The sequence below is a fragment of the Methylovulum psychrotolerans genome (assembly GCF_002923755.1).
Taxonomy (GTDB): Bacteria; Pseudomonadota; Gammaproteobacteria; order Methylococcales; family Methylomonadaceae; genus Methylovulum; species Methylovulum psychrotolerans.
Window position 1 is genome coordinate 1 of record NZ_PGFZ01000024.1, and the last position, 12,400, is coordinate 12,400.

Genomic DNA, 12,400 nt, shown 5'->3' on the forward strand with positions numbered 1-12,400 from the left:
TGCGCTTCTCGGTTTTGTCGGGGGTCGGCAAAGTGGGCTCCTGCCCACTTGCCGACGCGCGGCATCCCTGCCGCGCCCCTTCGGGCTTATCCCGACAAAACCTGCGATGCTCGGCGCGGCAAACGGGGGTAAAGCGACGTTACTGCGTAACGTCAGTTATTTAAATACCCTAACAGCCTCAAACACCCTAACCGCTGCGCTTAATGCCACAACAGTTTGGCGGCCATTACCCATAACAGCACCGAGAAATAGCGTTTTAAGTGTGCGGCGGGCAGTTTGTTGGCCAATTTTGCCCCTAAGGGGGCGGTCAGGATGCTGGTCAGGCCGACTCCGGCAAAGGCGGGTAAGGACACATAGCCTACGCTGTAATCGGGTAGGTGCGTGGCGTGCCAGCCTAACAGCGCGTAACTGGCGGTGCCGGCAATGGCGATGGGCAGGCCGCAGGCGCTGGAAATGGCGACGGCATTGCGCATGGGTTGGTTGCCGTACACCAGATATGGGACGGTCAAGGTGCCGCCGCCAATGCCGACAATCGCCGACATCAGGCCGATAATCGTCGCCGCGATGCCGTCTAGCCATAAGGGCGGTGCTGCCGCGCCCGGCTTGGGCTTAAGCTGGAAGGCCATTTGGATGCCGACATAGAGCAAAAAGGCGACCAAAATCAGCCGCAAGGTGTCGGCGGGGATGCGTTCCGCCACTACCGCGCCTAGGCCGGAACCGACCATAATCATCGGGCTGAGCCGCCAGACTTTTTGCCATATCACCGAGCCTAAGCGGTGGTGCGCGTAGACGGAAGACAGGGCGGTCAGGATGATGGTCGCCAGCGAGGTGGCGACCGCCATCAGCAAGGTAATATCAGGCGGGTAGCCTTGTTCTTTAAAAACAAAGGCCAGCACAGGGACGATGACTAAACCGCCACCAATGCCAAACAGTCCGGCTAATAAGCCAGCGACCAGCCCTAAAGCGAGGCTGGCTAAAAAAATACTGAGCATAGTGATTTTTAACGTGGTGGTGGGAAGAAAATCGGGCGGTAAAAAGCGCCCCCCCAGCCTGGGTAGCCATAATAGGCGTTATATGTGCCGTAGCTGCCGTACATCGGATTATTGGTATAATCCGGCCATAAGTGCAGGGCAGTGAGGCTCAGTAAGGGCAGGTGCAGGACTTTTTTGTCGACGGTGCGGTCAATTTCTCCGGCTAACATCCCCGCCACGGTGATCTGGGTGTCTTTTTCGTATACAGCCGGATCTAAAAATTCCGGCGAACTGATAACAAAACGGCCTTGGTGAGGCTGGTCGGTCAGCGGGCGGCCTTGGCTGCTTAAGGGGTAGGAGAGGATTTGGATCAGGCTGCGGTTTTCCTCGTTGGCAACATCGACAATCACCCCACCCCAGCGCACAGGGGCGTTTTTGTATTTGGTCAGGTTTTGGCTGGCTTCGCTATAGGATAAATCATAGTGGGGCGGATCGCTAATCGCGGGCGGCAAGGACGAGCAAGCCGTCAGCAGGACGCAGCAGAGCAGTAAATAGGCTTTCATCTTACCCTCCTTAAAGGGGTGGCCGGAAAATTTTTTAATAACGGGTGGAACCTAAGGCAGGTTTATGACTGTCTGCTGAGAAGTGCCCTGCTTTAGCGGCTACGCCCAAGTTTACTGTGGATAACGGTATTTTAATGGAAGTTCACCGCGCAATGGGGATTTTTATCGCCAGCCACATAGCATTCTTGCCCGCATTCCCCTACTATGTCATCTTTCGACTTTTTTCTGCCTTTATTCCGTGACCGAACTCGCTACTTTTTTTAGCCCGACTGGCCCATTGGCGACCACCATTACAGGTTATCAGCCCCGCGCCGCGCAACTGGAAATGGCCCAAGCCATCCATGCCGCCATCACTGACCGCCAGCATTTGCTGGCCGAAGCAGGGACGGGAACGGGCAAAACCTTCGCGTATTTAATTCCGGCCATTTTATCGGGGCGCAAGGTGCTGGTGTCCACAGGCACGAAAAACCTGCAAGACCAGCTCTTTAACAAGGATTTGCCGTTGTTGCGCAAAGCCATTAAAACGCCGTTTCTGGCGGCATTGCTGAAAGGCCGCAGCAATTATTTGTGCACTTATCGGCTCAAAAATGCCTTAACGTCGAATATGGGGTTTAGTAAGGAAGATGCGGTGGCCTTGGCAAAAATCAATGCCTGGGGCAAGCGCACGGTTACGGGCGACATCGCCGATATTGCCGACGTGCCGGAAACCAGCCCGGTCTGGTATTTGGCGACCTCGACGGCGGATAATTGCCTGGGTCAAGACTGCCCGGATTATGCCGAGTGTTTTCTGGTTAAAGCCCGCAAAAAAGCCCTAGAAGCCGAGGTGCTGGTCATTAACCACCATTTATTGTGCGCCGACTGGTCGATCCGCGACAACGGTTTCGGCGAATTGCTGCCCAACGCCGAGGTGGTGATTATTGACGAAGCGCACCAATTGGCAGACACCGCGTCGAATTTTTTGGGCATTAACATCGGGGCGAAGCAACTGCAAGATTTGGCACAAGACGCGTTGCTTGAATATTATAAAGATGCCACCGACATTCCGGCCTTACGCGCCGCCGCTGAGGAACTGGAGCATGAGCTGAAAGACGTGCGCTTGGCGTTTGGGGTGGAGATGAAGCGCGGCGAGTGGCAGGAGTTGCTCAATAACCCGAACATTATGGGGGGCTTGCGGGCGGTGCAGGCGCAACTGCAAGGCTTGTACCAACAACTGGAAATCGCTTCGGTCAAAACCAAGGGGCTGGAGACCTGTTTTAAACGCGCCGATGAGTTGGTGGCGCAATTGGCGGCCATTATGGACAGTGAGGGCGGCAAATGGATACGCTGGTATGAGGTGCACCGCAAATCGTTTACCTTAAGCCGCACCCCGCTGGATATTGCCGGTGAGTTCCGGCAGTTTATGCAGCAGCATCAGGCGGCTTGGATATTTACCTCGGCGACGCTTAGCGTAGCCAATAAGTTTGACCATTTTGCCAATAGTTTGGGGTTGGCGGAGCCGCGTTGCCATAGTTGGGAAAGCCCGTTCGATTATGCTAAGCAGTCCTTGTTTTACCATCCTAAAGGCCTGCCGCAACCGAATGACCCGAATGTTATCCCGCAGATTATAGAGTTTGTCTTGCCGGTTTTGCAAGCCAGTAAAGGCCGGGCGTTTTTTTTGTTCACCAGCCACCGCGCCTTGCAACAGGCGGAAAACCTGTTAAAAAACCGCTTGGATTATCCGTTGCTGGTGCAGGGCAGCCGCCCGAAAACCCAATTATTGGAACAGTTTAAACAGGCGGGGAATGCCGTGCTGTTGGGGACGGCGAGTTTTTGGGAAGGGGTCGATGTCCGTGGTGAGGCCTTATCGTGCGTGATTATCGACAAGCTGCCGTTCGCCTCGCCTGGCGATCCGGTGCTAAAGGCGCGTTTGGATGCGATGACCCAACAAGGCAAAAATCCGTTTTTCGAGCATCAGATCCCCGCCGCCGTGATTGCCTTACGGCAGGGCATAGGGCGTTTGATCCGTGACGAGAACGACCGGGGGGTGCTGATGGTGTGTGACCCGCGTTTGTTAAAACGCGCGTATGGGCAGTTGTTTTTGGACAGTGTGCCGCCGATGCGCCGCAGCCGGGATATTGCCGACGTGCAGGCGTTTTTTGCTGGGGACGGTTAGGTGGTGTGCGTACCTCTAAAGGTACGCACACGCAATTTTACGCCTATGTGACGGTTTATTTGGGGTAAACGCCTACTTTAGCGCCTTGGTTTTCGTCATCGGTGCCTAAAATTAGCTGGCCGTCAGCGGTGAAATTAAGGGCTTCGATTTTGACTTTATCATACTTGCTGTGTTCTTCGGGGTTAGAAAAAGGGTATAACCATTCACCTTTGCCTTTATCTTTCTGAAACTGGCCGATTTTGTAGACGGCGCTTTGGAAGGGGCCGTCGTCGCCTTGGTCGGAGGCTGCGCTAACCCATAATCCGCCGTCTTGGCCAATCGCCATGTCGCTGATGGAGCGGGCTTCATCGGCAGTGGGGGCGGGGGCATGGAAAGGATAAGGCGGATTGGCCGGGGCGCTCAGGGTGTTGTTCTTCACATCGAACACCCCAAAAGACAATTGGGCGGGTTGTTGGTTTTTGCCGCGTTCCGCCCACGCTAAGAGGCAGTTTTTACCAAAGCATTGTAAGGCCAAGGCTTCCATATTGCTGGCTTCGGTTTGGGTGGGTAGGTTAAAGGCGGCGTGGGTCACTTTACAGGTTTTGCCGCTGAGTTTAATGCGGGTGACGCTGCCTTTGCTTTCCAGCACCAGATATTCGCCGCTATGGTTGGGGATGGCGGTCAGGCCCTCCAAATCAATCGGCGGCTTGGCTTTATCGCACCACGCTATAGAGGCTAAGCTGGCGGTTTTGCTGCCCACAGTGATAATGCTTAAGCGCGGTTGGTCGGGTTTTTTATTGTCGTGGACGACCAAGTAGCGGGTTTTGTCAATCGGGGCAATACCGCTGATGCCGATAGTTTTGCCTTCGCCTACCGATTGCCAATCGGCAAAGCAGGCGGGGGCGGCTAAAAGGGCGGTTAGGGTGATGATGAGTTTTAGGTTCATGGTTTGCCTTGGGTTACTTTTTCAATTAAATATTGTCTTGACCAGGTGTATAAATTGTCCTGCATAAAAAATAAAGGCCGCTGCCCGTCGATGTGCATGCCATTAACGGTGGCTTGTAAGATTTCCGCTGCCGCGACTAAGTCGGTGTCCGGCTTGAAGATGTTACAGACTTTTGTAATCGCCTCTTGTTGCGCCCTCTTACGTTCGCCGGATAAGGGCGAGGTTTTTTTGGTATCTAAATCTAACGCAAGATAGGGGTTGTTTTCTATGTCGCAGAGTGCGTTATTTGGGGTGTTTACGGCACGGTGGAATTCGGCAATATCGCTAAGCTTTAATGTCGTGTAGCGGTTTTGGTTATCCGTTTTGGAGCGGTCATCGTATTGGGGACAGTCAAGGCATAATAAGGTGTTCATTGCCCATACGGCACCACCCACCAGATAAAGGCGTTTATCGTCCTTATTATTGGTTAAATAAGGATGGATGTCGATTTGTCTGGATAGCTTATCATCCAGATTGCGGCGGACTTGTCCGATAGCCTCGGTAAATGGGATTGCCTTATCGGTCGCTGTTTCCTTGGCTTGTTTGGCAAATTCGGTCGTACCTAAATGAGGTATTTCATAATAGTGGTATTGGTTGGGCTCATTAAGCGCGTAAGCGGTTTGGCTGCTGCAACTGACGGCCTTTTCGGGTAGTTTGTCTTTGTCGCAATGGGTATAGTAGCCGCCTTTAATGTTACCGCTACCAATATCTAATAGCGCGGCTTGGCAACGTCTTTTTTGCGGTAAAAGCTCCGTCAGTTGATTGGACTGCACCGTGTGTTTTAAGCTGATTGGCGGTGCGAGAATGGACTCCAAGGTATAATGGGTTTCGCATTTGACATCGACGGCTTCAAACGGTAGGTGAAATTTTTCAACCAAAACGTTTTGCATTTCTTCACGTTGGGGTTTTTTCTCGTCGCCATTAAACGCACTGGAGGCGATAAGATAAATGGGCAGGTCGCCATATTGTTCGTGGAAGGTATTGATGTCTTGGCAAACGGCATCCACTACTTCCGGCAAGTTGTTTTGGTCTGTGGCGTTGACATTTTGGGTGTCAAGCGGATAAGCGTCTTCGGGTTCTAATTGGCTGTTGAATTTTAGGGCCAATGGTTTAATGCCTCTGCCGCCTATTTCAATGGCCGCATACCAATTGGGGGCGGCCGTTTTGCGGACGGGCAACAACGTGCAGTTGCCGATAGGGCTGGGCGGGGGTAATGCTGCCTGTACGGGCGCCGGTGCAGGGTCGGAGGCGGGGGTTATGAGGAAAGCGGCAAGTGCCCCTGCACCTAGCAGTACCACCAGGACACCGATAATCAGCCATTTTTTCCCGTTGCCTTGGTTAATTTCTATTAAATGAAAACCGCATTCTGGACACTCAAAAGATTGTCCGGCAACGTGGTTGATGATTTGCCCCTGATCCGCTTTGGAACAGTTGCCGAAATTGGAACATTTGCCTTGCTTTGCCATAGAGTCCCCGCCGTTTTGTCGGTTCAGTAGTTTTACTTAAGAATAGGTTTATTGTTTAGGAACGGGTATAAAATAATTTGGCTATTATTGTCACAGGGGTTGCCTGAGTTATTTCCTGCCCATTTTTTATGTTGTTAAGTCTGCCTGGTCTGCATATCGGTTGCCGTGTCATGCCCTTAATGTCACCCAATATTTGCATCGGTAGGGTTGGTTTTAATTGGTAGGGTTTTTGAATAGGTTTTGCCGTCTTTTTCTATTTTATTGACCGACATTTGCGCATGGTGAAACGCTTAGCTAATATTACCACCAGTTTGCTGTAAACCTTGCAAAGATAATGCGTGAAGTAACTATTTTGATGTGTTTTTTTTCTGCTTCGGTTGGCTCCATAAGGGCGTTGTTCGGAGTAACTGGAGGGGGAGTGACCCGATATATACGCTGAACGGTCGAGTTTTCGGTTTTTGGGCGCGGTCATCTTGACCGTAACTGGCGGGCAGGATGCCCGCGCTCCCTCCCGCTAAAAAACCGGAAGCCTGACCGTTTGACGTATAAATCGCTACGTTGGTATGAAAAATTAAGCGTCGCCGCGGATTATTTTTACCGCCAGTTTGCCCGCTTCGTTAAAGCGTTTGTAGAGCGGGGCGTTGATGTCGCCTTGGCACTCGTCGGCTTTGATGCCTTCGACCAAGACCAAGATTTGCGCTACCAGCTCTTTTTGCTTATCGACATGTTGGTAGTTTTGCTGGAGTATCCGTTGCACTTCGCTTTTAATCAGGCTGCTGTTTTTGATGTTCAGCTTGTCGACCGATTCGGGCAGGGTTGCGCCGAGCAAGATCGGGTCGTTGTCGAAGCCGTCGCTGTCTTTGCTGAGCAGGTTCAGTTCGCTTTTGCCGGTGCTGGGGCTGGTCACCAATTGGATGGCGCCGACGGCGCGGGCGATCAGCAGATAGGGCAAGGATTCGCGGCGGTTGTCTTCTTCCGAAGCGGTGTAAAGCGGAGGGTGTTGGTTACCGTCACCTTCGCAGTGCAATTCTAGACGTAGGCGGCCTGGGTTGCTGGTCTGTTTGAGGCGCAGGTCGTAGCGTTCTTTCAGAAAGACCAAGTGCTGGACATAGCGTAGCGGGAACAGGTTGGTAATGTTGATGAAGGTGATTTCGCTGTTGCGGGTTTCGCTTTGCAATATTTCCGGTTGGATGTTGCGGCTGCCCTTTAAGATGCCGTCGAGTTGGGTGGCAAAGCTGCCCCAATCGCGGGTTTGCGGGCGAATGACGGCAAATACCGACAGTTTGGTGGGCGATTCGGCGATGCCGGGGCCTTTTTTATTGACTTCTAAGGGGTTAAAGGTCAGGTAGTTGCCCGCGTAGTTGGCAAGGTCATGGACGAAACGGGTGAGGCCTTCTTCGTTGCCGCTAAATTCTTTGGCAAGCTTTTCGATAATGCTGACGTTCAGTTGGCGCGGCAGATCCTTTTCGACGGTAATGACCGTGTTGTGGGCATTTTCCACGGATTGTTCGCAAACGCTTTCTATCGAGTCCATCCATTGTTGTTTGAGGATGCGGGCATTGAGTTGGCTGAAGTTGGCGTTTTCGCCCAATTGGTTGATAAGCGCGTCGCGTGCCGCCATCGCTTGGTTGGCTTGCATGGCTTTGTCTTTGACCAGACGTTGGCTAAAGCTTCTGACAATGTCGGGATGGTAGAAATAGACTAAGGGACGGCGGAAGTCGTTTTTGTCGGTGTTTTGGCAGCGTTCGTCAATGCCTTTTTGGAACAGTTTATTAATTTCGACCAGAGAGCTTAAGGTTTGGTCGACTTCGTTCGCAAAGGCGGTAATATCGCGGACGATGACGGGTAACAGGGTTTGGGCGAATTGCCAACCTTCCATGCAAGTAAGGTGGAAATAATAGTCTTGCAAGGCCAGCGATTGTGCCTCGAACAGTTGTTCGCGTTTGCCGAGCATGGCGGAAAATACCCCGACTTTCGATTCTTCGCGGCGGTTGGGGTTGATGCGCTGGATTTGGATAGCCTCGCTGGTGGTTTGGTGGAAGACGACTTTTTCGGCGCAGTCGCGCAGGTATTCGTCTAAGCTTTGCAGCAGGGCTTCGAGCAGACGTTTGATGTCGTAGAGCGAGCGGGTGCCGTTGCGCCATTCTTCAAACAGTTCGCTCTCGATACGGCGGCGGATTTCGCGGGCGTGGTCGGCATGGGTGGCGGTTTTGATTTCAAAAAACTTATGCACCCCGTGTTGGCGGAAGCCGCGCTCAAAGCGGTCTTGGCAACGGCTTTGCAACTCGGCGACCCAGCGGTCGGCGGTGACGGAGTCTTTGAGCAGCAGTTTGGAGTTGACGATAAAGTTTTGCCATTCCATGGCAAACGGTTGCCAGGTTTTGGTGTTGACTTCTTCTATTAAGATGCCGCGCGATAAAGTCAGGTGTTCGTCACTGATTGCCCAGCGTTCTCGCACTTCTTTTTTGCGGACTTCCATGGCAAAGGGATAGGGCTTGGGTTCGTCGTGGAAACCGATGCCGTCTGTCCAGTTGTTAAAGAGCATCTGCAAGCCTGCCTGTTTGGCGAAATGGTAGGTGAGGAACTCGCGGATTTCGGTTTCGGGGTAGGCCAGGCGTTTGAGGCCGAAAGCCAAAAAGCGTTTGCTGCGTTCGGGGCTGCCTGTTAACGTGCATTCGGGGGTGCCGTCGCCGTTTTCGGCGTTTTCCATCCGTGCCAAGCTTTCCCAGCGCAATTCGCGCATCACCACCAGTTTTTGGAACAGGAAGTCAGCGACGATGTCGGGGACATCGCGTTCGACATCGACGGCGACATCGTTTTCGTTTTTGTTAAAGAACAGGTAGCAGCCGTTGAAGGGGTCTTTCAGTTGCAAACGGCTTTTGTTGCCGGTAACGTCGTGGGGTTGCCAAGCACCGATGCTGAGGGCATTTAATTCTAATAGGGCGGCGTAGCCGTTGGCGTGGTAGTTGCCGGTATCCCAGTTAGGTTTGGGGTGGCTGTCGGGCAGTAAGGTATAGAGGATGATTTTGTCGTTGGGGTACATCTCGCGGATTTGGCACACGGCATCAACGATGCTGCCGCTACCCGTGCCGCCGGCCAAGCCGCAGCAGATGTGAAAGGTCACGGCGTTGTTGCCGCTGGCGTTTTGTAGGTCGCGCACCAGGGCTTGGACGCGGTCGCGGAATTCTTTGACTTTGCAGGCAAACAGGAAACGGCCTAAACGGCGTTTCTGGCCGCCTAAGATTTCCCCGACAATGCTGTTTAAGATGTCTTTCCACTGGCTTTTGTCGCCGATCCAGGCTTGGATGCCGGGGTAGTTGCTTAAGTTTTCCAGATGTGCGGACAAGTCGGCGCCGCCTTTGATAAGCAGTTGGCGGTGCTTGTCCAATTGCAGGTTTTTGCCTAAAATTTTCCAATTAGGGTCGTCATGCGCCATCATTTCGGAGCTGGAGTCCACATATAAATACTGGATGTTCAGGGCCTTGGGTTCGCGCTCATGAAATTGCTGGAACACCAGTTTCCGAAAGGAACGGATGACCTTGCCGCCCGTACCGCCCAGGCCGATAACTAAATGACTGCTCATAGTGGAATTTCTCCAGATTGGAAGATTTAACGGAAGACTTTAATATTGCGATACGCAATAAAGCCGATAATAGTAAATATTATGAACATAAATAAGCCGTAGCTTACGGAAATAATGAGCCGTGTGGTGGTAATCAGCGGCGGGATGCGCCGCTCTAAGCCCTGTTTCAATTCGGTGGCGGCAATCCCGATGGCATCATTCGAGTTATAGGCTTTACCGTGGTTGGCGGTAAAAAATAGGTTTTGTGCCTCGTAAATTTTTTGTTCGGGTATGGCCAGGTCGGCTTTTAGGATGAGGCTGAGATAGGGGTGGCTGTCTTTAAATTCGGCGATGGCGCGGTTTACATAAATTTCGCCGGTTTTACGCCGCGATGATTCGTGGCTGACGGGGGTGAGGTCGCCGCCGTTTTCTGGTGCCGGGTAGTTGCTGAAATCTTCCTTACCGAGTTTTTTGATGGCATAGTAGGCGAGGCGGAAAGTTTCTTGGCTCCAGGCGCGGTCGTTCTGGATGGTGTCTTGCCAGCGGTCTATCCGGTTGATGGACACGGCTTTCAGATAGTTCAGGCTTAAAAACGAGGTGATGAACAACAGGGTGGCCAAAGCCGTCCCGGCGGACAGCAGCCAGTATTTGGTAGGCGTACGTTCCCGGTTCCAGAGCTGGCGGCATTGGTGTGCGCCGACACCGGCCAGCAGGCTGAGCAGCAATACCGCCAGCCAACGCAATACCCTGCCCAGTCCCGGCTTGCTGAGGGCAATGGCATCGTCGCTTAAAAAAGCCAATAAGCATTCTAAGGTGACGCGCACAAATTCTTGGATAATGTCTAACATAACGCCGCCTCCTAGCGGAATACCCGGATATTGTTGTAAGCCATGATGCCCAGCAAGCCGATGAGAGCCGACTGTAACATGAACCAAACCAATAAAATGCTGATGACCGACCAACTGATGGTATTGCCGATGGCCTATTCCGCCAGAGCCGCCGCCTATTCGTCAAGCGTGCATAAAACCGGCGCCGAAAAAAGCAACGGCCCGGTCAGGATAAAAGAACACAGTCCTGCCAAAATGGCTAGCGGGGTGTTACTATAGGCCTTATTCCAAAACAGCGTCGAATTGGCGGGGCACCTACCGCGAAAGCCGAAGCCAAAAAAGTGCTCAAGCCGAGTAACTCAAGGCCTGTATTACCTGCATCAAATAGCTTTCTGGTGACTTCAATGATGATTTCTACCAATGAAAAAATCGACATAACGGCATTTACCCCCTTAATTTAGGTTATAAGTATCAATCCAAGTTATAAATGAGTATAGATTATCTTTGCCAATGAAAAAAATAAATTTTTTCTGGATACCTTTCTAACTTGATTCCGCTCTGTTTAACACCATTAAATACTGTCTGAACCGCTTGGCAAAGTGGCTGCTTAAGTCAGTTAAGTGCGTTTAAAAAATAGAGGTTTATGTCATGATAAAACGACTTGCTATAGAAACGGCAACTGATGGTTGTCCGGTACTCTGGTGCTAAAAGCGTCTTCCCCGCCGTATAGGTGAAGGTTGGAGGGAAGAAAAAGCCTCTACCCACCCTTTCGGTTTCGCTCAGGGAACCGCAGAAGTAAAAATGTCAGACGGTTCATGAGCGGTTACTGAGATGCCATAACCCGACAAGGCAAAAATCCGTTTTCGGGCATCAAATATCCGCCGGAGCGATTGCCGATGTCGGGGCGTTTTTTGCCGCATAGCCGACCCATTAAGCTTCTGTTAAGCCTAGTGCGCTAGGCTATTGCCGTAGCTTCCCCCAATGTCTCGGCCATTGTGTTACCGAGATGAATTTTTAGCTGCTATACCCTATAGAAATGGAGCTATTTTTCCTAAAGCCTGTCTTAAATCCCCACAATCCCACACTCCTTCAAACCCTAGCCAATGCTACAGCGTTAACAAGCCTTTTTTAACGACTAGACTAAAACCTTAGCCGCCTGTGTGCGGATCTTTGTTTTGACTCCCCCATTTTTCAATAGGACTTTACACATGAAATTACTCGCCGTAGAAACTGCAACTGATGCCTGCTCGGCGGCATTGACGATTAATGGTGTTATCCATGAACGCTATGCCCTTGCCAGTAAAGAACATACGCAACTGATTTTACCGATGGTTGATGAGCTAATGAAAGCGGCGGGCCTGCAACCGTCCGATTTGGACGGTTTGGCGTTTGGCTGCGGCCCCGGTTCTTTTACGGGTGTGCGTATTGCCACAGGCATTATGCAGGGCATGGCCTTAGGCTTGGATTTACAGGTAATGCCGGTCTCGACCTTGGCGGCGATTGCCCAAGATTATTTTGACCAGCATGACGCGACAGTCGCCTATGTGGCGATGGATGCGCGGATGGGGGAGATTTTTTGGGGGGTTTACCAGCGCGATGCCGATGGCTTTGCCCAATTGCTCGGCAGTGAGGTGGTCACGCCGCCGGAGTTGATCGAATACCCCGATTTGCCGGGTGTTGGCTTGGGGACGGGGTGGGGTGTATACGCGCAGGTGTTGCTTGAGCAATTGAGTGAGCAAATCAGCCATTATGAAATTGACCCGTTGCCGAGGGCGCGGGCGATTGCTTCTTTGGGGATGAGGGGCTTTGCCCGGCAACAGGCGGTGTCGGTGGAGCGTGCCATGCCGGTGTACTTGCGCAATAAGGTCGCCAAAAAAGAAGTGGAGCGCTGTTAA

At 52.1% G+C, this 12,400-nt stretch carries 9 protein-coding genes; 3 read left to right on the forward strand and 6 right to left on the reverse strand.

Features of this window, described 5'->3' with window-relative positions:
• Positions 1–200 precede the first annotated feature (200 nt).
• The gene (locus AADEFJLK_RS22280; RefSeq protein WP_103975846.1) at positions 201–992 is read right to left on the reverse strand and encodes a sulfite exporter TauE/SafE family protein; all 792 of its coding nucleotides are present in this window, start codon (positions 990–992) and stop codon (positions 201–203) included.
• Between the two features lie 8 nt (positions 993–1,000).
• Complete coding sequence (locus AADEFJLK_RS22285) at positions 1,001–1,534, reverse strand: Slp family lipoprotein (protein ID WP_088618190.1); 534 nt, start codon at positions 1,532–1,534, stop codon at positions 1,001–1,003.
• Positions 1,535–1,772: 238 nt separating this feature from the next.
• Here AADEFJLK_RS22285 and yoaA point away from each other — a divergent pair, with 238 nt between their 5' ends.
• Complete coding sequence (yoaA, locus tag AADEFJLK_RS22290; RefSeq protein WP_103975847.1) at positions 1,773–3,686, forward strand: DNA repair helicase YoaA; 1,914 nt, start codon at positions 1,773–1,775, stop codon at positions 3,684–3,686.
• A gap of 55 nt (positions 3,687–3,741) precedes the next feature.
• Here the strand turns inward: yoaA and AADEFJLK_RS22295 are convergent, their stop codons facing one another.
• The 4 genes from AADEFJLK_RS22295 to AADEFJLK_RS22310 form a co-directional block, all read right to left on the reverse strand.
• On the reverse strand, positions 3,742–4,611 hold the full coding sequence (locus AADEFJLK_RS22295) for an esterase-like activity of phytase family protein (RefSeq protein WP_103975848.1): 870 nt from the start codon (positions 4,609–4,611) through the stop codon (positions 3,742–3,744).
• The gene (locus AADEFJLK_RS22300; RefSeq protein ID WP_103975849.1) at positions 4,608–6,116 is read right to left on the reverse strand and encodes a flagellar basal body-associated FliL family protein; all 1,509 of its coding nucleotides are present in this window, start codon (positions 6,114–6,116) and stop codon (positions 4,608–4,610) included. Before AADEFJLK_RS22300 ends, AADEFJLK_RS22295 begins: the two co-directional genes overlap by 4 nt.
• A 571-nt stretch (positions 6,117–6,687) precedes the next feature.
• Positions 6,688–9,699 (reverse strand): tubulin-like doman-containing protein, encoded by a 3,012-nt coding sequence (locus AADEFJLK_RS22305; protein WP_103975850.1) that lies wholly within the window; start codon positions 9,697–9,699, stop codon positions 6,688–6,690.
• A 26-nt stretch (positions 9,700–9,725) separates the two neighbouring features.
• Positions 9,726–10,526: a hypothetical protein gene (locus AADEFJLK_RS22310; RefSeq protein WP_103975851.1), complete on the reverse strand. Its 801-nt coding sequence runs from the start codon at positions 10,524–10,526 to the stop codon at positions 9,726–9,728.
• A 78-nt stretch (positions 10,527–10,604) separates the two neighbouring features.
• Between AADEFJLK_RS22310 and AADEFJLK_RS22315 the strand changes: the two genes are divergently transcribed.
• Together AADEFJLK_RS22315 and tsaB are read left to right on the forward strand one after the other, a co-directional pair.
• Positions 10,605–10,784 (forward strand): hypothetical protein, encoded by a 180-nt coding sequence (locus AADEFJLK_RS22315; protein ID WP_146054710.1) that lies wholly within the window; start codon positions 10,605–10,607, stop codon positions 10,782–10,784.
• A gap of 929 nt (positions 10,785–11,713) precedes the next feature.
• Positions 11,714–12,400 (forward strand): tRNA (adenosine(37)-N6)-threonylcarbamoyltransferase complex dimerization subunit type 1 TsaB, encoded by a 687-nt coding sequence (gene tsaB, locus AADEFJLK_RS22320; RefSeq protein ID WP_088618192.1) that lies wholly within the window; start codon positions 11,714–11,716, stop codon positions 12,398–12,400.

Excerpts from the sequence above, each read along its gene's own strand:
- AADEFJLK_RS22280 (WP_103975846.1), bottom strand. The coding sequence starts at position 992 with ATGCTCAGTATTTTTTTAGCCAGCCTCGCTTTAGGGCTGGTCGCTGGC.
- AADEFJLK_RS22285 (WP_088618190.1), bottom strand. The coding sequence starts at position 1,534 with ATGAAAGCCTATTTACTGCTCTGCTGCGTCCTGCTGACGGCTTGCTCG.
- AADEFJLK_RS22295 (WP_103975848.1), bottom strand. The coding sequence starts at position 4,611 with ATGAACCTAAAACTCATCATCACCCTAACCGCCCTTTTAGCCGCCCCC.
- AADEFJLK_RS22300 (WP_103975849.1), bottom strand. The coding sequence starts at position 6,116 with ATGGCAAAGCAAGGCAAATGTTCCAATTTCGGCAACTGTTCCAAAGCG.
- AADEFJLK_RS22305 (WP_103975850.1), bottom strand. The coding sequence starts at position 9,699 with ATGAGCAGTCATTTAGTTATCGGCCTGGGCGGTACGGGCGGCAAGGTC.
- AADEFJLK_RS22310 (WP_103975851.1), bottom strand. The coding sequence starts at position 10,526 with ATGTTAGACATTATCCAAGAATTTGTGCGCGTCACCTTAGAATGCTTA.
- AADEFJLK_RS22315 (WP_146054710.1), top strand. The coding sequence starts at position 10,605 with ATGAACCAAACCAATAAAATGCTGATGACCGACCAACTGATGGTATTG.
- tsaB (WP_088618192.1), top strand. The coding sequence starts at position 11,714 with ATGAAATTACTCGCCGTAGAAACTGCAACTGATGCCTGCTCGGCGGCA.